Below are 22,096 nucleotides of genomic sequence, written 5' to 3'. Positions count from 1 at the left end.
ATTCGACCAAAATAAGGACGGACCCTATGGCCGAAGTCACGCTGACGGTTTGCACTACATGCCGCGCCGGTGCCGCAACGGATGATACCGGCCCGCGTGCCGGAACGCAGTTGTTTGATGCCCTAAACGCCCAGAATCTGCCCCAAGGTGTCCAACTGCGTCCGGTCGAATGCCTCTCCGCCTGCACGCGTGGGTGTTCCATGGTTCTATCGGGCGGTCCGCAACGATGGACTTATGTATACGGTGATCTCGACGCAGGCGATCACGTTGAGGACATTCTAGCCGGTGCAGCCGCCTATGCCGCCACCTCTGACGGGCTGGTGCCGTGGCGCGAGCGTCCCGTAATCTTTCGCAAACAATCTGTAGCCCGCATTCCCCCGCAGGAGCCCAAAAATGACTGATCTGTCTAAAATCCCCGTTACCGTAATCACCGGCTTTCTTGGGGCAGGTAAAACAACATTGATCCGCCATTTGATGATGAACCCTCAAGGCAAACGCCTTGCGGTTTTGGTCAATGAATTCGGCACGGCTGGCGTAGATGGCGATATCCTCAAAAGCTGCGCGGATGAAAACTGCCCGGAGAACAATATTGTCGAGCTGGCCAACGGTTGCATCTGCTGCACCGTTGCCGATGATTTTATCCCGACGATCGAAGCCTTGATGGCGCTGCCCGAAAAGCCGGAACACATCTTGATCGAAACATCCGGCTTGGCGCTGCCGAAACCCCTGCTCAAAGCATTTGAATGGCCGGCAATCAAATCGCGCATCACCGTAGACGGTGTCATCACCCTGGCCGATGCCGAAGCGGTGGCCGCCGGCCAATTCGCCCCTGACCTGGAAGCGGTGCAAGCGCAGCGCGATGCAGATGACAGCCTCGATCACGAAACACCCTTGTCCGAAGTCTTCGAAGACCAGATTTCTTGCGCTGACATTGTTCTGCTGTCAAAGGCAGATTTGGCCGGAGAAGCCGGAATCGCCAAGGCCCGCGCAGTGATTGAGTCCGAAGCACCGCGCAAACTGCCGATCATTCCGATGACCGAAGGTGTGGTTGACCCGCGCGTTATCCTTGGTCTTGGGGCCGCCGCCGAAGACGATCTGGACAGCCGTCCCAGCCACCACGATGGCCATCACGATCACGAGCATGATGATTTCGACAGTATCGTTATTGATCTCGGCGAAGTTGCCAATCCCGATGCCTTGCAGGCCAATATCGAACGCCTTGCCAAGGAACAAAACATCTTACGGGTCAAAGGATATGTTGCTGTCACAGGCAAACCGATGCGCCTGCTGGTTCAGGCCGTAGGTGCCCGCGTTCGTGCACAATTTGACCAACCTTGGGGCGCGCAACCGCGCAAAACCCAATTGGTTGTTATCGCTGAACACGATCACATCAACGAAGCGGCCATCCGCCAAGTGCTTGAGGCGTAACCACCGATGCATGTCGTCTTTCGCGAAAGCCACGGGCTAGAGGAATCTGATACTCCACAAGATCTGGGGCAAACGCCCGCAGATCTTGTGGTACTGTCCTTTTCCGACAGTGACTTGGGCGCTTTCGCGGCGGGCTGGCATCGTTCCAAAGGCGGGTTGCCCACGTTGCGGTTGGCCAATCTCGTTGCCTTGAAACACCCTTTGTCAGTCGACACCTATGCAGAGCAAACGTTACATGGTGCCAAAGGCATCTTGGTGCGCTTGATTGGCGGCGAAAGCTATTGGCCCTATGGGCTGGCAACACTGCAAGATCTGGCGCGGCGTAACGGCATTGCCTTGGCTGTCTTGCCTGCAGATGGCCGCACCGACGCCCGCCTTGACGAAGTTTCGACCCTGCCGGTGTCCACTCTGCGCCAGTTGCAACACTTGTGTGATGCGGGCGGCGCGGTGGCAGCGCAAGCGGCTTTGGCGCAAATGGCACTTGCTGCCGGACTCTATAGCGGTCCGGTTGCTGGCGACAAAACCATGCCGGACATGGGGTTCTATCACCCCGAGAACGGCGTCATCCCAGCGCCGCCAGTGACCGGAAAACCTTTGGCTTTGGTGAGCTTTTACCGGTCCTATCTGACATCTGCGGACACCTCGCCGATTGATGCTTTGATTACAGCACTTGAAGCCCGCGGATTTGCAGCCTGCGGTGTCTTTGCACCCAGCCTGAAATCGCCCGCCGCAGCAAAATGGCTGCGCGAGCAACTGACCGAACTGGCCCCTGCGGCCATCGTCAATGCCACAGCCTTTTCGGCCCAAGGGGCAAATGGGGCTGCGTCTCCGCTCAGCGAAACCGGATGTCCGGTGTTTCAAGTGGCCCTGTCTACCGCCCGCAAAAAGGATTGGGCGCTGGCGGATCGCGGTTTGTCACCTGCGGATTTGGCAATGCATGTCGTATTGCCCGAAGTAGACGGACGTATTTTCTCTGGCGTTGCAAGTTTTAAGCAGCCCGGCCGCAAAGACCCCGATTTGGAATATTCGCGCTTTGCACACCGTGCTGATCAATGCCGGATTGATGCCGTTGCAGACAAGGTCATGCGCTGGCATCGTCTGGCCACCCTGCCCGCTGCCGACAAACAGGTGGCTTTGATTTTATCGACCTATCCAGGCAAAAGCCACCAATTGGCGCATGCGGTAGGCCTTGATGCGTTGGCATCGTGCAACGAGATTTTGCTAAATCTTAAACGGGATGGTCACGCTGCGAACCCTGTCGAAAACCTTGGCAGCACTTTGGCCTTTCACCGCCTGCGCTGGCCAGTGGCCAAGTATGTAGAGGCGCTGAAAACGCTGCCTGAAGAGTTACAAGATGATCTGGCCGCCGCTTGGGGAACACCGAAAGAAGACCCGCTATTTGACAGTGGCGATCTGTGTTTTGCTGCAATTCGTGCACAAAACGCCCTGATTGCGTTGCAACCGGAACGCGGAAATGTCGACAGCCGTGTGGATGATTACCACGACCTGGACCGTACGCCGCGTCATTCTTATGTCGCCTTCTATTTGTGGTTGCGCACCCAGTCTGATGCCTTGGTCCACATCGGTGCGCATGGCACGCTGGAATGGCTGCCCGGTAAATCAGTCGCTCTTTCTAACACCTGCTGGCCCGAGGTTTTGATCGGCGACATGCCGGTGATCTACCCGTTTATTGTCAACGACCCCGGCGAAGCAGCGCAGGCCAAACGCCGAATTTCTGCTGTTACAATCGGCCATATTCCTCCGCCACTTGCGCTGACCAAATTGCCCGAAGGCATGGGCCGCCTTGAAGGCTTGCTTGACGAATACTCAACCGCAGACGGGCTGGATCCTGCCCGCCGCGACCGTCTGGTTACTGATATTCGCGCCGAAGCGCAGGGCACCGGTGTTGAGGCCGATTTGGGTTTGACCGACGAAACCAGCCCCGCCGAAGCGATCACGCGGATTGATGCCTTTGTCTGTGATATCAAAGAAAGCCAGTATACTGTCGGGTTGCATGTCTTTGGACGCGGCGACTACGGGACACACGAAACAGCCGGTCTAACCGCCGCGTTGAACGGGCGCATGGTTGCCCCCGGCCCGTCCGGATCGCCCTATCGCGGCCGCGAAGATGTGCTGCCCACCGGCCGCAACCTTTTCACCACCGATCCGCGTGCCGTACCGTCCCGATCTGCCCATGCCCAGGGTGTGAAACTGGCCGAAGAATTGCTGCGCCGCCACTTACAAGACAATGGCGATTGGCCAAAGGGATTGGTCATAGATCTTTGGGGATCCGCCACAATGCGCACCGCCGGCGAAGAATTCGCCATGGCGCTGCATTTAGCCGGACTTGCGCCCAAATGGGACGACGGATCAGAACGTGTCGGCGGCTTTGAAGTTGTGCCCTTGGCAATGCTCAACCGACCGCGAATTGATGTGACCTTGCGGGTGTCCGGCCTGTTTCGTGATGTGTTTCCCGGCCTTGCGCAGATGTTTGAAAGCGCCGCTGCGGCCCTTGCGGCCCGCGAAGAAAGCGCTGAGGACAATCCTTACCTGTCTGCGCAGCCCCGCGTTTTCGGGCCGCGCCCCGGTTTGTATGGTCTTTCGATGGGCGCACAGTTGGAAACCTATACCGAAGAGGCAAGGCAAGCCGCAGGCGAAGCATGGCTTCAGGCCTCAAGCCATGCCATCGACGCGAAAGGCAACATTACCTACGCCCGAGAAGCCCTTGAAAAACGGGTGAAATCAGCTGACAGCTTTGTGCATTTGCAAGACTTGCCGGAAACCGATGTGTTGATGGCGTCGGATTATGCCGCCCATGAAGCCGGATTTGCAGCCGCCGTTGCGCGCTTGGGCGGAAATACCCCGTCCTTGTATCACATGGACGCAACCCGCCCCGATACGCCCGTCGCACGCGATCTGACCGAAGAAATCGCCCGCGTGACCCGCGCCCGCGCGGCCAACCCCGATTGGGTCACATCCATGATGGCACACGGGTTCCGCGGCGGCGCTGAAATCAGCGCCACATTGGATCACATGGCTGCCTTTGCACATCTGGCCCAAGTCGTTCCGGCACATTTGTTTGACCTGTATTTCGAAGCCACCTTGGGCAGAAACGATCTTGTTGAATTCTTGGAACGTGAAAATCCTGGTGCCCTTCAGGCTTTGCGGGACCGATTTCGTGCACTGCAAGACGCGGGCCTGTGGACCACCCGCCGCAATTCGATCACCGCCCTTCTGGAGGATCAAGCATGAGCGCACCGGAAATCAAAGGATGGTGCCCCGGCGCGTTGCGGCCAATGATGTCTGGCGACGGGCTTGTCGTGCGCATTCGTGCGCCCTTGGGCCGCCTGACTTCCCAGCAAGCCGGCGCGATCGCCGGACTGTCCCGCCAATACGGCAATGGTTTGATCGACCTGTCGGCCCGCGCCAATCTTCAGCTGCGCGGCGTTGCTCCTACAGATCATTTGGCTCTGATCGAGGGGCTGCGGGCTTTTGGGCTGATCGATAACAACGTCGAAGTGGAAGCCCGTCGCAACATCACCCTCACCCCGTTTTGGCAGCCCGGCGACAGCAGCCATCGGTTGGCGACAGATTTGGCACAGGCTTTGGCCAGAGACGATGCGCCACAGCTGCCGGGGAAATTCGGGTTTTGTGTTGATTGTGGCGACAAACCCACCTTGCAATCTTGCGCAGCGGACATCCGGTTCGAGCGCTGCAAAGACGGCGCAATTTTGGTCCGCGCTGACGGAGCTGTGACTGCGGCCAAAGTCAGTTTGGACGATGCCGTTGCAGTGGCAATGCGGTTGGCGCATTGGTTCGTTGACAGCGGCGGCGCACCCAATGGCCGTGGCCGTATGCGCCCACATCTGGCCGCCGGATCAGTTCCGCCATCAGAGCTTTTAGGCACACCCGTGCAAACCAGCACGTATAATCCGGCACCACAAATCACGCCAATTGGTGCGATGATCGCCCTTGAGTTCGGCCAAATCAGCGCTGAAACTTTGGGCCAGCTGGCAACGCTCGGGGCGCTGCGTTTGACACCTTGGCGCATGCTATTGATCGAAGGCAATGCGCCTGTCCCCGTTCTGTCTGGTCTAATCCGGAACGCTGACAATCCATTGCTTCGCATCGCAGCCTGCACAGGCGCACCGGGATGCCCCCAAGCCCTCGGCCAAACGCGGGAAATCGCTCGATCCATGGCGCTCAACTTACCCAAACACGGCATTTTGCATGTATCGGGATGCGCCAAAGGATGCGCCCATCCGGCCCCTGCCAAAATGACCCTGACAGCGACAAGCACGACCCAATTTGATCTGATCTGGAACGGCACCGCCGCCGATCAGCCCGCCAAAATCGGTTTGACTCTGTCCGACCTCGCCCAACCTCTTTTGTCCGAAAGCCCGTGAATGCCGCACACATATGAAATGAATGGCGCCGCCATCTACAAAGAAAGTTTTGCCACCATTCGGCGCGAAGCTGAATTGGCCAGTTTTGACCGCGACGAAGAACCGGTTGTGGTGCGGATGATCCATGCGCTTGGTATGGTTGGCCTAGAAAAACATGTGCAATTTTCGGCTGGTATGGCCAGTGCCGCGCGCAAGGCTCTCGCGGATGGCGCACCGATTTTATGCGACGTGCGCATGGTGTCAGAAGGCATCACCCGCCCGCGCCTGCCAGTAGGCAATCAGATCATCTGCACCCTCAAAGATCCGCGTGTGCCAGAGATGGCACAGCAAATGGGCAATACACGATCCGCTGCGGCGCTTGAACTTTGGCGCCCGCATTTGGGCGGCGCGCTGGTCGCAATAGGCAATGCCCCGACGGCGCTGTTTCATCTGCTCAATATGCTCGAGGACCCCGATTGCCCGCGCCCTGCGGCGATTATAGGTTGCCCTGTCGGTTTTGTCGGCGCAGCAGAATCCAAGGACGCGTTGATGGCCGATCTGCCAGTGCCGTCGATGATATGCCAAGGGCGACTTGGCGGCTCTGCGATCACTGTCGCAGCCGTGAACGCGCTGGCCAGCTGGAAGGAATGACGATGGGCAAAGTTATTTGTGTCGGGCTTGGCCCCGGTGACCCCGAGTTGATGAGCGTCAAAGCTGACCGCATGATACGTTCCGCGCAGCATGTGGCCTATTTTCGCAAAGCTGGTCGCAGTGGTCAGGCGCGCAAAATCGTCAATGGCATCATTTCAAAAGATGCGATCGAATATCCGATGGAATATCCGGTCACGACCGAAATCCATTTCAGCGATCCCGAATACAATCGCTTGCTGTCCGAATTTTACGACGACTGGGCGAACCGCATGACAGAACTGTCGCAAACCCAAGAGGTTATCGTACTTTGTGAAGGTGATCCTTTCTTTTACGGATCTTTCATGCATCTGCATTCCCGCCTGCAAGGTCGCGCGACGGTTGATGTTGTGCCCGGCATTACCGGCATGTCCGGCTGCTGGACTGCGACCGGCATGCCGATCACTTGGGGCGACGATGTCTTGACGGTTTTGATGGCGACCCTACCCGAAGAAGAGCTGAGCCGCCGTGCCGCCGACACCGACGCTTTGGCCGTTATGAAAATTGGCCGCAACTTGCCAAAGCTGAAACGCGCCTTGGAAACGGCTGGCCGGTTAGAGGACGCATGGTTGATCGAACGTGGGACCATGGAGGGTCAACGCGTTCAACGGCTAAGCGAAGCCACTGGCGATTGGCCTTATTTCACCATCGCGGTGGTTCATGGTCAGGGCCGCAGACCATGAGAGGTTGGGTTGTAGTTGCCGGACTGGGCCCCGGCGACGATGGGATGATTACATCCGAAGTGCATGATGCGCTGGAACAGGCCACTGATATCGTTGGTTATATTCCCTATGTGCGCCGCATCAATCCACGCGAAGGATTGACCCTGCACGAAACCGACAATCGCGTTGAACTGGAACGCGCCGCGCATGCGCTGGACATGGCGGCGCAAGGGAAACGGGTTGTTGTGGTGTCTTCTGGCGATCCGGGCGTATTTGCCATGGCGTCTGCCTTGTTCGAAGCGCTTGAGGCAGGTTCGCCCGAATGGTTGGCTTTGGATATCCGGATTTTGCCGGGTATCACGGCAATGCTGGCGGCAGCAGCCCGCCTTGGTGCCCCTTTGGGGCATGATTTTTGCGCAATCAATCTAAGCGACAATCTCAAGCCTTGGGATTTGATCGAAACGCGGTTACGTCTTGCCGGTCAGGCGGGATTTGCCATGGCCTTTTACAATCCACGATCCAAATCGCGGCCGCATCAATTTGGGCGCGCTTTGGAAATTTTACGTGAGGAGTGCGGCGTAGATACCCTGATTTCATTCGCAAAAGACGTGACGAAACCGGGGCAAACACTGACCACCGTCACCCTTGGGAACGCCACCGCCGATATGGCGGACATGCGAACTGTGGTGATCGTGGGAAACAAAGACACGCGCAAGATTGGCGAATTTGTTTACACTCCAAGGCGGGTTGAATGACCAAGCCACGCCATCACCTGCCCCAAATCGCCCAATATCACGCGCGAAGGGACCAAAGGACGATCGACCAAGATCACCGGAATGCCCAGTTCCCGCGCCGCGTCCAGCTTGGCCTGCGCACCGTGTCCTCCGGCGTTTTTGGCAATGATAACATCGATTTTCTGCTCGGACAGCAACGCCCTGTCGCCCGCTGTTGTAAATGGTCCACGCGCAATCACCGCAGTGACGTTGGGCAAAGGCAACGGTGCGTCCGGCGTATCAACCAGACGCAACAAATAGTGGTGCTGGGAAGCTTTGGTAAACAGCGCAAGGTTTTGTTTGCCGATGGCCAAAAACACCCGTTCAGGGGTTTGCGGCAAAGCCTCAACCGCCGCATGCAAATCCGGCACCTTTTGCCAGACATCCCCCTGCTGGGCCTGCCACGGCGGCCGCTCAAATGCGCACAGCGCGACATCCGCTTGCGCACAAGCTTCAACGGCATTTGCACTCATCTGTGCGGCAAAGGGGTGCGTGGCGTCAACGACGTGGCTGATGGAGTCACGTTGCAAATACTGCACCAGCCCTTGGACACCGCCAAACCCGCCAACCCGTGTCGGCAAGGGTTGCGCAGCGGGCGCATTGGTGCGGCCCGCATAGGAAAACACTGCATCAGCGCCGCAATTCGCCAAAGCGCGGGCCAAACTGCTGGCCTCGGTGGTGCCGCCCAGAACCAATGTGCGTGTCATGTCTAATCCTTCGACCAATCCGTGGCTGACCATCATCGGTATCGGCGAAGATGGCCTGAACGGGCTGTCCGCTGCAAGCAGATCAGCGCTGAATGCCGCAGAAATCGTCTTTGGCGGGCCACGACATTTGGAACTGGCCGAGGTCGGCAACAAAGGTCAACCTTGGACGGTGCCGTTCTCGCTCGGTCCAGTGTTGCAACACCGCGGGCGCAAGGTTGCCGTTCTGGCATCGGGCAACCCGTTTTGGTTTGGTGCCGGCGGATCACTCAGCGCGCATGTGCAACCCGGCGAATGGGTCTGCCATCCCGCGCCATCCGTGTTTTCACTTGTGGCGGCGCAGATGGGATGGCGGTTGGAAGATACCCTGTGCCTTGGCCTGCATGCCGCCCCCTATGAACGGTTGATCCCGCTCTTGGCCCCCAATGTTCCGGTGATTTGCACCGTACGCGACGGCGATGCTCCGGCCGAATTGGCCGCGTGGCTGGTTCAAAACGGATTTGGCGCTTCGCAACTGACCGTTGTGGAATCTTTGGGCGGGCCACGTAAGAAACGGCACCACTGTTTGGCACAATCATTCAACTTAACGGGTGTATCCGCCCCTGTTGCCGTGGCAATTTTGCCCATCGGCGGACAGGCTTTGCCGCGCGCCAGCGGGCTGGACGACGACCTTTTCGCATCGGACGGGCAAATTACCAAACGGCCTGTACGTGCCCTGACCCTTTCGGCTTTGGCCCCGCGCCCCAATGAAACCCTCTGGGACATTGGGGCCGGATCCGGGTCGATTTCCATTGAATGGCTGTTGAGCGCCCGAGGCAGCCGCGCCATCACCTTTGAAACGCGCGCGGATCGTGCTGTGAACATCCGGACCAACGCAGATCGTTTTGGTCTCAGCCATCGGCTGACCGTGGTCGAAGGCAATGCTCTGGACACCGTGGCAGGGCATTCGTCGCCTGATGTCGTGTTTATTGGCGGCGGCGCGACCCAAGCTTTGCTGCAACAGCTTTGGGATACAGTGGAAACCGGCACGCGGATTGTGGCAAACGCGGTGACCTTGGAAACAGAATCCTTGCTGATGAATTGGCATGCTGAAACTGGCGGGCAATTGTTGCGCGTTGAACTGGCCGAAGCCGCGCCATTGGGCCGGATGCGCGGTTGGACCCGTGCGCGGCCTGTCATTCAATGGAGCACGGTTCGATGAAGGTTGCAGGAATTGGTTTTCGGACGGGTGCGGATATGAACGCCTTACTGGCCGCCTATCATGCGGTTGGGGGCACTGCCGACGCATTGGCCACCTCGGCCCATAAGTCCAAAGCTCAAGTGATTAGCGAACTTGCCCGTCATTTGACCCTGCCGCTTTTGTTCATAGAGGCGGACGATCTGGCGCAACAGACAACGCTGACACAATCCGCCCGCCAACAAGCGCAGTTTGGCACAGGCTCCGTGTCCGAAGCGGCGGCACTAGCCGCTGCGGGTCCACATGCGAACCTGTTGGGACCACGTGTAAAATCACCCTGCGGAATGGCAACCGCAGCCCTGGCGCAGGCCCCTCATTTTGCCGCTCGGAAAGGATCACAAACATGACCGTTCATTTCATAGGTGCAGGCCCCGGTGCGGCCGATTTGATCACATTGCGCGGCCGCGATTTGATCGCCGCTTGTCCGGTGTGTTTGTATGCCGGATCGTTGGTGCCAGAAGCCCTGCTTCAGCATTGCCCAGGCGGCGCACGGATCATCAACACCGCCCCCATGTCGCTGGACGACATTATCGCCGAGATCAAAACCGCCCATGACGCAGGCCAAGATGTAGCGCGGCTGCATTCTGGCGATCTGTCGGTTTGGTCAGCATTGGGAGAGCAAACCCGGAGATTGCGAGCATTGGATATCCCCTATGATGTCACACCGGGGGTTCCGGCCTTTGCAGCGGCGTCGGCAGCGCTTGGGGCCGAATTCACCCTTCCCGGTGTCGCACAGTCGCTGGTATTGACCCGCACATCCGGGCGCGCGTCGTCTATGCCGGATACTGAAACGCTTGAAAATTTTGGCAAAACCGGTGCGACACTGGCGATCCATTTGTCGGTTCACGTGCTCGAAGATGTCATCAAACGGCTCACGCCCTATTACGGAGCGGATTGCCCCGTCGCCGTGGTCTGGCGCGCCACTTGGCCCGACCAGCGCATTGTCAAAGCCACTTTGGAAACACTCGAAGAGGCTACAGGCGGCGAACGTGGGCGCACCGCTTTGATCATTGTTGGCCGCGCTTTAGGTGCCGAAGATTTCGACGAAAGCTGTCTCTATGCGGGAGACTATGACCGCCGGTATCGCCCCGTCGGCACCAACCCTCGTTTCCCGGAGGATGCAGAATGACTGCCCATATGAACACACCCGGATTGGTGATTTCGGCTCCGGCCTCAGGCACAGGTAAAACCACTTTGATGCTGGGCCTTCTCAAGGCATTCACCGAACAAGGTTTGGCCGTTCAGCCGTTCAAAAGTGGTCCTGACTACATTGATCCGGCATTTCATCGCGCCGCGTCAGGCCGGCCTTCGGTCAATCTCGACAGCTGGGCGATGTCGCGCGGCATGCTTGCCGCACAGATCAGTGCCGCGCGCGGTGCCGATCTGGTGTTGGCCGAAGGGTCGATGGGCCTGTTCGACGGTGTTGCCGTTACCGGAGAGACTGGAAATGGGGCCAGCGCGGATGTTTCCGAGTTGACTGGCTGGCCTGTGGTTTTGGTGATCGACGTGTCTGGTCAGGCCCAATCGGCGGCCGCTACTGCCAAGGGCTTTGCCAGCTACAACCCGAACGTCAAACTGGCGGGTGTGGTATTGAACCGGGTGGCCTCGCCGCGCCACGAAGCCTTGACCCGTGTAGGTATGGAAGCCATGGGGATCGAGGTTTTTGGCTCCTTGCCCCGCGTCAAATCCATAGAAATGCCCGAACGGCATTTGGGTTTGGTGCAAGCCCAAGAACATGACGCGCTTGATGATATTTTGTCAGAGGCGGCGAAATTCGTCAGTCAGCATGTCGATATGGACCGCCTTCGCGCCGCCGCACGGCCCTGCAAACCGATCACGGGCACACCGGCCCAAATCACTCCGCCCGGTCAACGCATTGCCTTGGCCCAAGATGATGCATTTTCCTTTGTCTATCCGCATCTTTTGGCGGGATGGCGGGCAGCAGGTGCCGAGATTTTGCCTTTTTCCCCATTGGCGGATCAGGCACCGGATCCAAGCGCCGATATCTGCTGGCTTCCCGGCGGCTATCCCGAACTTCATGCGGGCAAAATCGCGGCGGCAGCCAATTTTCGCAGCGGTTTGCAGCATTTTGCCCAAACCCGGCCTGTGCATGGCGAATGCGGTGGCTATATGGCCATGGGCGCGGCTTTGATCGACAAAGATGGCACGCGCCATGAGATGGCCGGTCTTTTGGGTCTTGTCACCTCATACGCAAAACGAAAAATGCATTTGGGGTATCGGCAGGCAACCTTGACCCACGGGTTGCCCGGTTTCGCCCCTCAAAGCCGGTTGCGTGGGCATGAGTTCCATTATTCGACGATTTTGGACCAACCCGATGCGCCTTTGGCTTGCGTCACCGATGCAACCGGAACAGAAGTGCCTGAAACAGGGTCGTTGCGCGGTTTCGCCAGCGGGACCTTCTTTCACTTGATTACAAAGGCCACAACATGACCGGTTTTGTCAGCTTCGTTTCCTCTGGTCCGGGTGACCCCGAGCTTTTGACTATCAAGGCGGTTAACCGGTTACAAAACGCCGATGCAGTGTTGTTCGACGATCTCAGCTCGGGACCAATTTTGGCCCATGCCCGCGCCGGTGCGGATATGATCGGCGTTGGCAAACGCGCGGGCCGGCCGTCGCCCAAACAAGAGCACGTCAGCAAACTGCTGGTGGAATACGCACAGGCCGGTGGCCGTATCGTGCGGCTCAAGTCCGGAGACGCCGGTGTATTCGGACGACTGGAAGAAGAGCTGATCGCCCTGCGCGAGGCTGGCATCAAATACGAAATCATCCCCGGCATCACCTCGGCCTCGGCGGCGGCTGCGGCGGCAGGAATTCCCCTGACGCGGCGGTTGACGGCACGGCGGGTGCAATTTGTCACTGGCCACGACGTCACAGGTGCCTTGCCCGAAGATTTGAACATGGCTGCCTTGGCCGACGACACCGTGACGACCGTTGTTTATATGGGCCGCAGGACCTTTGCCAAAATGGCGGATATGCTGATCGCCGCAGGGTTGCCTGGCACCACCCGTGCAATGTTGGCCGAAGCGGTGTCGCGACCAGAACAAAGCATTAGTTTTCATACGGTGGAAGAATTGGCGCGCGATTTGGCAGGCCACCCCAGCCCTGCCCCTGCGTTGATCCTTTATGGACCGCTAGCGCAACCAGATGCTTGACAAGAAACGCAATCGCATGACAAGCCTTTAAGACGACGGTTCCTCAACGGTCATCGGACCAAGGGGATGAAAAGGGAACACGGTAAGGTGTAGCCATCAGGCGCCTAATCCGAGACTGCCCCCGCAACTGTAAGCGGTGAGCTTGGCCGGACAATGCCACTGCCCCACGATGGGGTGGGAAGGCCCGGACAAGCCATGACCCGCAAGTCAGGAGACCTGCCGCCGGGGATGCCCATGCATCCTGAATGACAACCCGGGGCCCCGAAAAACGGGGGCACCTATACAGGAAACGCCGTCGGGTGAGACGGTAGGGAGACAAAATTATGCACGTAGAACCAGGTATCGTTGACGCCGCAAAAATCGGCCTGAGCTATGCAACCGCAGCTGCTGCTGGCGGTGTGGCCACCAAAATGGCGATCGACACTGTTCGCGAATCCGGTGTTTCAAAAATGGCAGCACGGACAGCCATTGCCACCGTTGCGACTTTTTCATTCTTTCAGATCCTGCCGCATTTTCCGGTTGGCGTCTCTGAGGTTCACTTCATCCTAGGCTCGACCCTCTTTTTGATGCTGGGCGCTGCGCCTGCCGCATTCGGCTTGGCCATCGGTCTGCTTCTTCAGGGCATGTTCTTTGCCCCTACAGATCTGCCGATGTATTTCGTCAACGTCACCACACTGCTGGTTCCGCTGATGGCAATGTCGGCTTTGGCCAAGCGTATCATCACACCGGGCACTGCCTATGTTGACCTGAGCTACAAACAGACCCTTGCCCTTTCGACGGCTTTTCAAGGTGGTGTCGTTGCTTGGGTTGCGTTCTGGGCGTTCTACGGTCAGGGCTTTGGCGCAATGTCTTCGGTCATGTCCTTTGGCGCGGCTTACATGATGGTTATCCTGATTGAGCCTCTGATTGATCTGGCCTGCCTTGCCGGTGCCAAATCGATCCGCGACATCAAAGCATCCGGTATCTTGGCATCGCGCGTTTACAACGCCTGATCCAACGAACCAGTCTAAATCGCACGGCCCCCATTTTTGCGGGGCCGTGTTTCGTTTCAGGGAGGCATACATGATCGAACTGCTTTTGGTCGGCGTCGGGGCTGGCAATCCCAAACACCTGACGCTTGAGGCAATCGAGGTGTTGAATAGCGCGGATTTGATTTTGATCCCGCGCAAGGGCACCGGCAAAGACGATCTCGCCGAACTCCGCCGCGCCATTTGCCGCGATGTATTGTCTGATGGTGGCCCGCGTCAGCACGAATTTGACCTGCCTGTGCGCGACCGGTCGACGCCTGATTATCTGAAACGGGTCGAGGACTGGCACGACGCAATCGCCGATGTTTGGGCTGAAAACATCACGGCTCAGGCCGGACCATCTGGCCGTGTGGCGTTTTTGGTTTGGGGTGATCCGTCCCTTTATGACAGCACATTGCGGATCGCAGAGCGCGTTGCGCGGAAATTGCCCCTGCAGATTACAGTTATCCCCGGCATCACCTCGGTTCAGGCGCTGACCGCAGGCCATGTCATCCCCGTAAATGGTCTCGGAGCGCCGTTCACGATCACCACAGGACGCCGGTTGCGCGATTTTGGCTGGCCGGACGGGGCCGAAACGCTGGTGGTCATGCTGGATGCAGGCGGTGCTTTTGAAGTCTTGGACGGGCAGCATTATGATATTTGGTGGAGCGCCTTCGCAGGTATGCCCGAAGAGATCCGCATCGCAGGCCGTTTGTCCGACGTGGCGGCCCAAATCATCGACACCCGCGCCGCTGCCCGCGCAGACCATGGCTGGATCATGGATGTCTATCTTATCCGAAAGCGCCCTTAAGCCCTGAAATGCCAAAGAGGAAAAATCATCACGTCCCCCCTTTGCATTCCGTCCAATCGCCCCTATATTCCTCTTGTTCCTTCGGGAACTATGAACATAAACGCGCTTGTAATAAGCGGATCGGACCCGGGGGCGGTACCCGGCGTCTCCACCATATATCTCTCATTTGGGGATCTTGGGGACGAAATAGGATCGACGAACGTCTAAAGAGGTTAGCTTTGTTTCGGCTGTCTGCCACCGTTATCGGCGAAAACTGTACAATTGCAAATGACAATCGTGCTCCGGTAGCCCTCGCAGCGTAAGCTGTTCGGAAAACCGAAAATTAAGCCCTTGCGCCTAGCAGCGTAAGGCGGGGTTTGCAGGTACCTGGCAACAGAAACCTGCGCTTTTCAAACAATTCGCGTTCAGCTTTCAGCATGTCTTAACTGCCACCGTGCGAGGCTATGCCATGAACTTGAATCCGCAGCAAACTCACAACCTTATTGATGATGTCATGACCGAAATCTGGGTAAACGAAGACCTGGATGCCATTGACACATACTTTCATCCAGACGCGCAATTCCATGGTCGCATTCAAGGGGCCGCGCTGACACGGTCCGAATTTCGAGACTGGGTCGCGCAGTTTCAATCCATGGCCTCTATCGAGGGGTTTCGCCGCACGGTTACAGTGGACGGCGGCAATGGCCGGTTCGCGCATGTGATTGAGGCGGATCTGAAGTCGCTTACCTCCAAAAAAACCGGCGTCCTGATGGGCATGTTCTTTGATCGCATCGAAGAAGGACAAGTCATTGAATCTTATGCCAATGCGGACCTGCTCAATTATTTCGAGACCGTTGGCGCTTTGCCCGAGAATTCGGGTTTGATTATGCTGACCGGTACGAAGTTTTCGTAGCACCGCGACATTCGTGTTGCGCCAAAACGCCAAGCCTGTATGGCAATACGGATGAAACAGGCTGCTCATCCCACCTCTGAATTGGTCCGGGTTTTTGGACGTATCGGGCTTTTGTCGTTTGGCGGGCCCGCCGCGCAGATTGCCCTGATGCACCGTAATCTTGTGGAAGAGCGTGACTGGCTAACCGAAGACCAGTTTTTGCGCGCACTCAGCTTTTGCATGATGCTGCCCGGGCCGGAGGCGATGCAATTGGCAACCTATGCCGGTTGGCGGATGCGCGGTGTTTCTGGCGGGTTGATTGGCGGTCTGTTGTTCGTATTGCCCGGCGCAATTGTGATTACCGTGCTTGCTTTGCTATACGCTAATTTCGGCACCCGCCCCGAAACCGCAGCACTGTTGCTCGGGGTCAAAGCCTGCGTTTTGGTCATTGTTGCCCAAGCCTTGGTTCGCCTTTCCGCCAAAGCGCTTAAATCCCCCAGCGCCTATGCTTTGGCAGGCCTTTCGTTTCTTGGGATTTTTGCCTTTCAATTGCCGTTTCCAATCATCATTGCAGCGGCCGCGACATGGGGGGCCATCACCGCAACCAATGACACTCCCAAGGAAATCCCGCAAAAGCACCCGAGCACCCGGCCGCGCACATTGATCTTGTGGACGGCGCTTTGGTTGGCACCCTTGCCGGTTCTATGGCTGATCGGACAGCAATTCTTGTTCAGCCTCGCTGCTTTTTTCGCCAAGCTGGCGGTGGTCACTTTTGGCGGTGCCTATGCCGTTTTGGCCTATATGTCCCAAGAAGTGGTGATCACGCGCGGCTGGCTAGACGCTCCGCAAATGGTTGATGCCCTTGGATTGGCCGAAACAACGCCGGGGCCGCTGATTTTGGTCACCCAGTTTGTCGGGATGTTGGCAGGGCATTCCGTCGGCGGCGTGGCACTGGCCTTGATCGCAGGGGTGCTGACGCTTTGGATGACCTTTGTTCCTTGTTTTTTGTGGATTTTCGCTGGGGCTCCGCATGTTGAAAACCTGCTGGCGCGTCCGCGACTTCTGGCAGCGCTTCAGGCCATAACCGCGGCCGTCGTTGGGGTTATTTTGAACTTGTCACTTTGGTTTGCATTGCATGTGATCTTTGCCAAAGTAGGACAGGTCACCCTTGGCCCTGTCACCCTGCCCTGGCCTGAATTTTCGTCCTATAATTGGCAGATCATTCCCTTGATCACAGTAGCCTTTGCCTTGATCGGCCCCCTAAAACGCGGTGTGTTGTTCACCTTGGTGGTTTGCAGCGCAATTAGTTGGGGATTGAGCCTGCTGTGATCCAAATCCACTCTTCCGTTCCTGCGCAAAACTAATATGCTGACTCTTAACAAGTGAAGGCGGAATTATGTCATCGGCTATCGACTACGGAAAACTCATGCACGGCGCGATGCGCGGGCTGATCCAAAAGGTTCTAGAAAACGTCAAGCAAGACGGGCTTCCGGGAGAGCATCATTTCTTCATCACCTTTGATACCAATCATCCGGATGCCGAATTGGCCGATTGGTTGCGCGACCGCTATCCAGATGAAATGACAGTGGTTATGCAGCATTGGTATGACGATCTAGAGGTCACGGACGACGGCTTTTCGATCACATTAAACTTTGGCGAATCCCCTGAAGCGCTCAAAATCCCTTATGATGCGATCAAGACCTTTGTTGACCCTTCTGTTGAATTTGGTCTGCGCTTCGAAAGCCAGGAAGAAGAAGACGAAGAGGAAACCGATCCACCCGAGGATGATCCGGATGGCGGTTTGCCAACCCCAGAACATCGCGACGCAGAAGTCGTGAGCTTGGACCGGTTCCGCAAGTAATTCTCTGATTTTGAAAAGAAATCCCCCCTTCGAGGGGGATTTTTTTGCATGCGCAATGCATGCGGAGCCAGACAGCGTAAAGTACTGGGTTTGTTGACCTAAGGTCTTGCTCCGGTCAATTCTGAGGCGCATGGTGTATATCCATTTAACAATTCACGGTCAGTATTATGTCGCTGCAATCCGGACTTCCCTTATTTTTGGGTCAATTGATCCGCTCTCCCCATAAGATTTCGGCAATTGCGCCGTCTTCAGCGGCATTGGCACGGCGTATGGCAATGGAACTGCCCTTGGATCGTACTGGCCCGGTTGTAGAGCTCGGGGCTGGCACCGGAAAAATCACTCGGGCCCTTCTGGAAGCTGGCGTTGCCCCAGACGACCTGCATGCCTTTGAGCTGAACGAAGAATTCGTAGACAACTTGCGCAGCGGGTTTCCAAACATTCATGTCCATCACAACAAGGCCCAAGAGATGGACCAGCTTGGATTGAACAATGTCCGGGCAGTTGTGTCTGGCCTGCCTTTTCTATCGATGCCCGGCAGCATTCAACATGCCATTTTGCGCGCTTCGTTCAAGGCCATGGGACCAGGCGGTGTTTATATTCAGTTCACCTACGGTCCCAAATCTCCGGTTCAAGATAGGGTCAGCGAAGAGCTAGCGCTAACCTACACCAAGTCCGAAACAATTTGGGGCAATCTGCCCCCTGCTCGGGTCTATTCCTTCCGCTGCGCTGTGGTATAAGCCCTGCGCGCATGTTGCCAGTTGCCCTGCGCGCGCGGGGCGGTTATTCGGCATGCAACTGCATACCAAGCCCAGGAGACCACCATGTCCCAGACCCGTACAGAGACCGATAGCTTTGGCCCCTTGGAGGTTCCCTCCGACAAGTATTGGGGTGCGCAAACGCAGCGCTCGATCATGAACTTCCCTATTGGTTGGGAAAAGCAGCCCGTCGCCATCGTGCGCGCCCTGGGTGTGATCAAGCAAGCCTGCGCCATGCAAAACAAAGCCACCGGCGCGATGGAGCCTAAAATTGCTGATGCGGTAATCGCAGCCGCTGGCGAAGTGTTCGAAGGCAAATTCGACGACAACTTTCCTTTGGTCGTTTGGCAAACCGGTTCCGGCACCCAGTCGAACATGAACTCGAACGAAGTGATCGCCAACCGCGCAATTGAAATGCTTGGCGGCGTGATCGGGTCCAAGAACCCAGTTCACCCCAATGATCACTGTAACATGGGTCAGTCATCAAACGACACATTCCCAACAGCCATGCATATCGCCACAGCCATGTCGGTCCGCGATGTTCTGGTCCCCGGCCTGACCAAATTGGCCGAAGGTCTGGAAGCCAAATCCGAAGAATTCAAAGACATCATCAAGATCGGCCGCACGCATACACAAGATGCGACGCCTTTGACTTTGGGTCAGGAATTTTCTGGCTACGCGCATATGATCCGTCAGGGTCTGTCCCGCATCGACGCAGCCCTGCCCGGCATCTATGAGCTGGCCCAAGGCGGCACCGCAGTTGGCACCGGCCTGAACACCGCACCCGGCTGGTCCGAAGCTGTGGCTGCCAATATGGCAGAAATCACCGGCCTGCCCTTTGTGACCGCGCCAAACAAATTCGAAGCGCTTGGTGCCCATGACGCAATGGTCTTTATGTCCGGCGCTTTGGCAACAGTCGCGGGCTCGATGTATAAAATCGCCAATGACATCCGCTTCCTCGGCTCAGGTCCGCGTTCGGGTCTGGGTGAGTTGATCCTGCCCGAAAACGAACCCGGCAGCTCGATCATGCCTGGCAAGGTCAATCCGACCCAAGCCGAAGCCATGACCCAAGTTGCCGCGCATGTCATGGGCAACAACGCCGCGATGACCTTTGCCGGCAGCCAAGGCCACTTTGAGCTCAACGTTTACAACCCAATGATGAGCTACAACCTGCTTCAGTCGATTCAATTGCTGGGCGATGTTGCCGACAGCTTTACCCTGCGCATGCTCAACGGCATTCAGGCGAACGAACCGCGCATCGACAAACTGATGAAAGAGAGCCTGATGCTGGTCACCGCATTGGCCCCCACCATCGGCTACGACAACGCCACAAAGGTTGCCAAGACTGCGCATAAAAATGGCACCACCCTCAAAGAGGAAGCCATCGCGCTTGGCTTTGTGGATGAGGCAACGTTTGACGCAGTTGTCCGCCCCGAAGACATGGTTGGCCCCAAAGCCTGATTTTGACGGCAAGCAAGACAATTCAAACGCCCGGGTTCTGCTCGGGCGTTTTTTTGTTCCATTCGTGTCTTTTGGCGACGGAACGGCAAAGCTGATGCGTTTAGAAGACCAGACATGCATTAAGGAACACATTATGGCACGCTTTTCCCCCTATTGGCTTTGGCTTCTATTAGCTTTGCCAGCCTTTGGTATGGTCGCGGGAATACTTGAGGGAACAGACCCGGAAATCTATCATCAACTGTTGCACCCCACAGGTGAATTTGCAGCTCGGTTCACCATCATCGCCATGATGGCGACGCCGCTGACACTGTTGTTCAAAGGCTGGCGTGGGCCGCTTTGGTTGAAAAAGAACCGCCGTTATTTTGGCGTGGCAGCATTTTTCTATGCCATCGCACATACTGTATTTTACCTGATCGACGTTGCGACTCTGACCAAAGTCCTAAGCGATCTGCCGAAACTGTACATTTGGACCGGCTGGTTGGCCTTTGCGATCTTTATCCCTCTTGGCGTAACATCGATGGATTACTTCGTTCGCAAAATGGGTCCGGCGTGGAAATCTTTGCAGCGTTGGACTTATGCCGCTGCGGCCCTGACCTTGCTCCATTGGGCGGCTTTGCACAATTGGGAAGGGTTGACCGGCGCAATGGTACATTTCACGCCCTTAATCGCGCTTGAGGCCTATCGGGTTTGGTACTGGTATCTGCGGCCCCGCCCAGCCCGCGCGTGATCTACTTGGCAAAATTATCGGTCTTGGCTATGATTTTCTCATGGCCGAGATCGTAAATTTGAATCGCTTCAGAAAATCGAAATCCCGCGCGGAAAAACGCCGCGAAGGGAATGAAAACGCCGCTAAATTCGGGCGTAGCAAGGTCGTCAAGATCCTTGAAAACACGCGGTTAGACAAAGAGAAACGCGACTTGGACGGGCATGAGCTGGAATGAGCGGACGCCCGGAAAAGCACTCTTTAACGCTCAAGGGGCACCGGACTTCTGTTTCTTTGGAAACCGAATTTTGGCGCGAGTTTCGGCGTATCGCCACGCATCGCGGCCAGCCGATCAATGCTTTGGCCGCTGAAATTGATGCCGCGCGCGACCCGGAGGTCGGTCTCGCATCATCTATACGGGTTTTCATCTTGAACGAACTGCTTCAAAACACTTGAAGACAGACCAGCAAGTGCCTGTTTTCAGGATGGAAATATAAAACAGCGATCGCGCCGTACAGTCAACCACATCGGTGTTCCGGGTTGTGGCATAAACACATTCGGAACGGTTGCCTTCAACATCTGGCCATCCCGCTCCATGCGAAACTCAATCAAGCTTTCAGACCCCATAAAGCGTGCCCGCTCAACAATGCCGCGCGCAGGTGTGCCCGCCAAAACCGTTGGATGGGGGCCTTTACCTTGGCGGTCAAAGTCGATGCTGATGTGTTGCGGGCGAAAAACGATTTCCACCTCGGCCCCGTCGGGCACTCCGGGGGCAAGGAACTGGCCAAATGTGGTATCTGTCAAAGCGCCTTGAACTTTGCCGCGCAAGATATTGACATCACTGAAAAATGACACAGCCTGCCGGTCAACGGGTGCGTTGTAGATATTGTAGGGTGCGCCGCGCTGTACGATCTTTCCATCCCGCATCAACGCGATTTCATCTGCCATGCGCATGGCCTCTTCTGGTTCATGGGTGACCAGCAGAACCGACGCGCCTTCCTCTTTGAGAAGATCCAGCGTTTCATCCCGAATACCATCGCGCAGCCGGTTATCAAGGCCAGAGAACGGTTCATCCATCAACATAATTCGGGGCCGCGGGGCCAAAGCCCGCGACAGCGCTACACGCTGTTGTTCGCCCCCTGACAAATGGTGCGGGTATTCATTGAGGAAATGTGCCAAACCAACCCGATCCAGCAAGGATTTGGCGCGGGCTTTTTTCTCCGCTCCGCTGCCTTTTAAGCCAAAGGCCACGTTTTCCCCGACTGTCAAATGCGGGAACAAAGCGAAATCCTGAAACATCAATCCGATCGACCGGCGTTCCGGAGGCACCCGAAACACCGTATCGCAGACCAGCTCCCCGTCGACATAGATCGATCCGGAATTTTGCATGTCGACACCGGCAATCATGCGCAAGGTTGTAGACTTGCCGCACCCCGATGGGCCCAGCAAACACATGACTTTGCCCGGCTCAATCGACAAACAAACGTTGTCGACCACGGTTTTGCCTTCGTACACGCGCACAAGGTCGCGGATTTCCAAACGGGGGTGTGTAGCTGTCGTCAAACCGGCCTCGCGTTA

General features: G+C 56.9%; 24 protein-coding genes, 1 other RNA gene and 1 riboswitch. Of the genes, 23 read left to right on the top strand and 2 right to left on the bottom strand.

The genetic code is table 11. From position 1 onward, the window contains the following. Positions 1-26: 26 nt before the first annotated feature. The 7 genes from C8N36_RS07215 to cobJ are packed head-to-tail and all read left to right on the top strand — an operon-like array spanning position 27 to position 7,917. Complete coding sequence (locus C8N36_RS07215) at positions 27-401, top strand: DUF1636 family protein (RefSeq protein ID WP_097803933.1); 375 nt, start codon at positions 27-29, stop codon at positions 399-401. Continuing rightward, positions 394-1,428 (top strand): cobalamin biosynthesis protein CobW, encoded by a 1,035-nt coding sequence (cobW, locus tag C8N36_RS07210; RefSeq protein ID WP_097803934.1) that lies wholly within the window; start codon positions 394-396, stop codon positions 1,426-1,428. Before C8N36_RS07215 ends, cobW begins: the two co-directional genes overlap by 8 nt. A 6-nt stretch (positions 1,429-1,434) precedes the next feature. Beyond that, positions 1,435-4,680, top strand: coding sequence for a cobaltochelatase subunit CobN (gene cobN, locus C8N36_RS07205; RefSeq protein ID WP_097803935.1), 3,246 nt, complete (start codon positions 1,435-1,437; stop codon positions 4,678-4,680). Then, positions 4,677-5,834 carry a precorrin-3B synthase gene (cobG, locus tag C8N36_RS07200; protein ID WP_097803936.1) on the top strand — a complete coding sequence of 386 codons (1,158 nt, stop codon included), beginning with the start codon at positions 4,677-4,679 and terminating at the stop codon, positions 5,832-5,834. The genes cobN and cobG overlap by 4 nt, the downstream gene beginning before the upstream one ends. Further along, positions 5,835-6,464 (top strand): precorrin-8X methylmutase, encoded by a 630-nt coding sequence (locus tag C8N36_RS07195; RefSeq protein ID WP_097803937.1) that lies wholly within the window; start codon positions 5,835-5,837, stop codon positions 6,462-6,464. 2 nt (positions 6,465-6,466) lie between these two features. Next, positions 6,467-7,183 carry a precorrin-2 C(20)-methyltransferase gene (locus C8N36_RS07190; protein WP_097803938.1) on the top strand — a complete coding sequence of 239 codons (717 nt, stop codon included), beginning with the start codon at positions 6,467-6,469 and terminating at the stop codon, positions 7,181-7,183. Then, the gene (gene cobJ, locus C8N36_RS07185; RefSeq protein ID WP_097803939.1) at positions 7,180-7,917 is read left to right on the top strand and encodes a precorrin-3B C(17)-methyltransferase; all 738 of its coding nucleotides are present in this window, start codon (positions 7,180-7,182) and stop codon (positions 7,915-7,917) included. Before C8N36_RS07190 ends, cobJ begins: the two co-directional genes overlap by 4 nt. On the opposite strand, the gene C8N36_RS07180 is transcribed toward cobJ, so the two are convergent. After that, positions 7,893-8,642, bottom strand: a complete 750-nt coding sequence (locus tag C8N36_RS07180; RefSeq protein WP_097803940.1) for a cobalt-precorrin-6A reductase — start codon at positions 8,640-8,642, stop codon at positions 7,893-7,895. The two genes, cobJ and C8N36_RS07180, sit on opposite strands and share 25 nt — an antisense overlap. Between C8N36_RS07180 and cbiT the strand changes: the two genes are divergently transcribed. The 16 genes from cbiT to C8N36_RS07100 all read left to right on the top strand — a co-directional run bounded on the left by cbiT (position 8,641) and on the right by C8N36_RS07100 (position 20,974). Next, positions 8,641-9,840, top strand: coding sequence for a precorrin-6Y C5,15-methyltransferase (decarboxylating) subunit CbiT (gene cbiT / locus C8N36_RS07175; RefSeq protein WP_097803941.1), 1,200 nt, complete (start codon positions 8,641-8,643; stop codon positions 9,838-9,840). The two genes, C8N36_RS07180 and cbiT, sit on opposite strands and share 2 nt — an antisense overlap. Further along, entirely contained in the window at positions 9,837-10,223 is a 387-nt protein-coding gene (locus tag C8N36_RS07170) for a cobalamin biosynthesis protein (RefSeq protein WP_097803942.1), read from the top strand. Before cbiT ends, C8N36_RS07170 begins: the two co-directional genes overlap by 4 nt. Continuing rightward, positions 10,220-11,005 (top strand): precorrin-4 C(11)-methyltransferase, encoded by a 786-nt coding sequence (gene cobM / locus C8N36_RS07165; RefSeq protein ID WP_097803943.1) that lies wholly within the window; start codon positions 10,220-10,222, stop codon positions 11,003-11,005. Before C8N36_RS07170 ends, cobM begins: the two co-directional genes overlap by 4 nt. After that, entirely contained in the window at positions 11,002-12,327 is a 1,326-nt protein-coding gene (locus tag C8N36_RS07160; RefSeq protein ID WP_245910746.1) for a cobyrinic acid a,c-diamide synthase CobB, read from the top strand. Before cobM ends, C8N36_RS07160 begins: the two co-directional genes overlap by 4 nt. After that, positions 12,324-13,049: a uroporphyrinogen-III C-methyltransferase gene (cobA, locus tag C8N36_RS07155; RefSeq protein ID WP_097803944.1), complete on the top strand. Its 726-nt coding sequence runs from the start codon at positions 12,324-12,326 to the stop codon at positions 13,047-13,049. The genes C8N36_RS07160 and cobA overlap by 4 nt, the downstream gene beginning before the upstream one ends. Before the next feature lie 19 nt (positions 13,050-13,068). Next, positions 13,069-13,287, top strand: a riboswitch (cobalamin riboswitch). Positions 13,288-13,372: 85 nt separating this feature from the next. After that, positions 13,373-14,041, top strand: a complete 669-nt coding sequence (locus C8N36_RS07150; protein WP_097803945.1) for an energy-coupling factor ABC transporter permease — start codon at positions 13,373-13,375, stop codon at positions 14,039-14,041. Positions 14,042-14,111: 70 nt separating this feature from the next. Beyond that, positions 14,112-14,867, top strand: coding sequence for a precorrin-6A synthase (deacetylating) (gene cobF / locus C8N36_RS07145; RefSeq protein WP_097803946.1), 756 nt, complete (start codon positions 14,112-14,114; stop codon positions 14,865-14,867). Positions 14,868-14,903: 36 nt separating this feature from the next. Beyond that, positions 14,904-15,254, top strand: a transfer-messenger RNA (tmRNA) gene (gene ssrA, locus C8N36_RS07140). A 61-nt stretch (positions 15,255-15,315) separates the two neighbouring features. Next, positions 15,316-15,759: a nuclear transport factor 2 family protein gene (locus C8N36_RS07135; RefSeq protein ID WP_097804144.1), complete on the top strand. Its 444-nt coding sequence runs from the start codon at positions 15,316-15,318 to the stop codon at positions 15,757-15,759. Positions 15,760-15,810: 51 nt separating this feature from the next. Continuing rightward, positions 15,811-17,067: a chromate efflux transporter gene (chrA, locus tag C8N36_RS07130; RefSeq protein WP_097804145.1), complete on the top strand. Its 1,257-nt coding sequence runs from the start codon at positions 15,811-15,813 to the stop codon at positions 17,065-17,067. Between the two features lie 67 nt (positions 17,068-17,134). After that, entirely contained in the window at positions 17,135-17,599 is a 465-nt protein-coding gene (locus tag C8N36_RS07125) for an SspB family protein (protein WP_097803947.1), read from the top strand. Positions 17,600-17,766: 167 nt separating this feature from the next. Continuing rightward, entirely contained in the window at positions 17,767-18,336 is a 570-nt protein-coding gene (locus C8N36_RS07120; RefSeq protein ID WP_097803948.1) for a class I SAM-dependent methyltransferase, read from the top strand. An 84-nt stretch (positions 18,337-18,420) separates the two neighbouring features. Continuing rightward, the gene (gene fumC / locus C8N36_RS07115; protein WP_097803949.1) at positions 18,421-19,815 is read left to right on the top strand and encodes a class II fumarate hydratase; all 1,395 of its coding nucleotides are present in this window, start codon (positions 18,421-18,423) and stop codon (positions 19,813-19,815) included. 133 nt (positions 19,816-19,948) lie between these two features. After that, positions 19,949-20,542: a protein-methionine-sulfoxide reductase heme-binding subunit MsrQ gene (locus C8N36_RS07110; protein ID WP_097804146.1), complete on the top strand. Its 594-nt coding sequence runs from the start codon at positions 19,949-19,951 to the stop codon at positions 20,540-20,542. Between the two features lie 40 nt (positions 20,543-20,582). After that, positions 20,583-20,756 carry a DUF4169 family protein gene (locus C8N36_RS07105; RefSeq protein WP_097803950.1) on the top strand — a complete coding sequence of 58 codons (174 nt, stop codon included), beginning with the start codon at positions 20,583-20,585 and terminating at the stop codon, positions 20,754-20,756. Next, entirely contained in the window at positions 20,753-20,974 is a 222-nt protein-coding gene (locus C8N36_RS07100; protein WP_097803951.1) for a ribbon-helix-helix domain-containing protein, read from the top strand. The genes C8N36_RS07105 and C8N36_RS07100 overlap by 4 nt, the downstream gene beginning before the upstream one ends. 24 nt (positions 20,975-20,998) lie before the next feature. Here C8N36_RS07100 and C8N36_RS07095 read toward each other — a convergent pair whose 3' ends face one another. Then, positions 20,999-22,081 (bottom strand): ABC transporter ATP-binding protein, encoded by a 1,083-nt coding sequence (locus C8N36_RS07095; RefSeq protein ID WP_097803952.1) that lies wholly within the window; start codon positions 22,079-22,081, stop codon positions 20,999-21,001. Positions 22,082-22,096 lie beyond the last annotated feature (15 nt).

It is taken from the genome of Pelagimonas varians, assembly GCF_003208435.1.
Classification (GTDB): Bacteria; Pseudomonadota; Alphaproteobacteria; order Rhodobacterales; family Rhodobacteraceae; genus Pelagimonas; species Pelagimonas varians.
The sequence above is the reverse complement of the archived record's forward strand: the minus strand, read 5'-3'. Positions and strand labels throughout refer to the sequence as shown.

Bases quoted from the DNA above. Each gene is read 5' to 3' on its own strand.
- C8N36_RS07160 (WP_245910746.1), top strand. From the start codon at position 11,002: ATGACTGCCCATATGAACACACCCGGATTGGTGATTTCGGCTCCGGCC.
- C8N36_RS07150 (WP_097803945.1), top strand. From the start codon at position 13,373: ATGCACGTAGAACCAGGTATCGTTGACGCCGCAAAAATCGGCCTGAGC.
- C8N36_RS07215 (WP_097803933.1), top strand. From the start codon at position 27: ATGGCCGAAGTCACGCTGACGGTTTGCACTACATGCCGCGCCGGTGCC.
- C8N36_RS07100 (WP_097803951.1), top strand. From the start codon at position 20,753: ATGAGCGGACGCCCGGAAAAGCACTCTTTAACGCTCAAGGGGCACCGG.
- cobA (WP_097803944.1), top strand. From the start codon at position 12,324: ATGACCGGTTTTGTCAGCTTCGTTTCCTCTGGTCCGGGTGACCCCGAG.
- C8N36_RS07125 (WP_097803947.1), top strand. From the start codon at position 17,135: ATGTCATCGGCTATCGACTACGGAAAACTCATGCACGGCGCGATGCGC.
- C8N36_RS07110 (WP_097804146.1), top strand. From the start codon at position 19,949: ATGGCACGCTTTTCCCCCTATTGGCTTTGGCTTCTATTAGCTTTGCCA.
- cobJ (WP_097803939.1), top strand. From the start codon at position 7,180: ATGAGAGGTTGGGTTGTAGTTGCCGGACTGGGCCCCGGCGACGATGGG.
- chrA (WP_097804145.1), top strand. From the start codon at position 15,811: ATGAAACAGGCTGCTCATCCCACCTCTGAATTGGTCCGGGTTTTTGGA.
- C8N36_RS07105 (WP_097803950.1), top strand. From the start codon at position 20,583: ATGGCCGAGATCGTAAATTTGAATCGCTTCAGAAAATCGAAATCCCGC.
- fumC (WP_097803949.1), top strand. From the start codon at position 18,421: ATGTCCCAGACCCGTACAGAGACCGATAGCTTTGGCCCCTTGGAGGTT.
- cobM (WP_097803943.1), top strand. From the start codon at position 10,220: ATGACCGTTCATTTCATAGGTGCAGGCCCCGGTGCGGCCGATTTGATC.
- C8N36_RS07120 (WP_097803948.1), top strand. From the start codon at position 17,767: ATGTCGCTGCAATCCGGACTTCCCTTATTTTTGGGTCAATTGATCCGC.
- cobF (WP_097803946.1), top strand. From the start codon at position 14,112: ATGATCGAACTGCTTTTGGTCGGCGTCGGGGCTGGCAATCCCAAACAC.
- C8N36_RS07135 (WP_097804144.1), top strand. From the start codon at position 15,316: ATGAACTTGAATCCGCAGCAAACTCACAACCTTATTGATGATGTCATG.
- cobW (WP_097803934.1), top strand. From the start codon at position 394: ATGACTGATCTGTCTAAAATCCCCGTTACCGTAATCACCGGCTTTCTT.
- C8N36_RS07170 (WP_097803942.1), top strand. From the start codon at position 9,837: ATGAAGGTTGCAGGAATTGGTTTTCGGACGGGTGCGGATATGAACGCC.
- cobN (WP_097803935.1), top strand. From the start codon at position 1,435: ATGCATGTCGTCTTTCGCGAAAGCCACGGGCTAGAGGAATCTGATACT.
- cbiT (WP_097803941.1), top strand. From the start codon at position 8,641: ATGTCTAATCCTTCGACCAATCCGTGGCTGACCATCATCGGTATCGGC.
- cobG (WP_097803936.1), top strand. From the start codon at position 4,677: ATGAGCGCACCGGAAATCAAAGGATGGTGCCCCGGCGCGTTGCGGCCA.
- C8N36_RS07195 (WP_097803937.1), top strand. From the start codon at position 5,835: ATGCCGCACACATATGAAATGAATGGCGCCGCCATCTACAAAGAAAGT.
- C8N36_RS07180 (WP_097803940.1), bottom strand. From the start codon at position 8,642: ATGACACGCACATTGGTTCTGGGCGGCACCACCGAGGCCAGCAGTTTG.
- C8N36_RS07190 (WP_097803938.1), top strand. From the start codon at position 6,467: ATGGGCAAAGTTATTTGTGTCGGGCTTGGCCCCGGTGACCCCGAGTTG.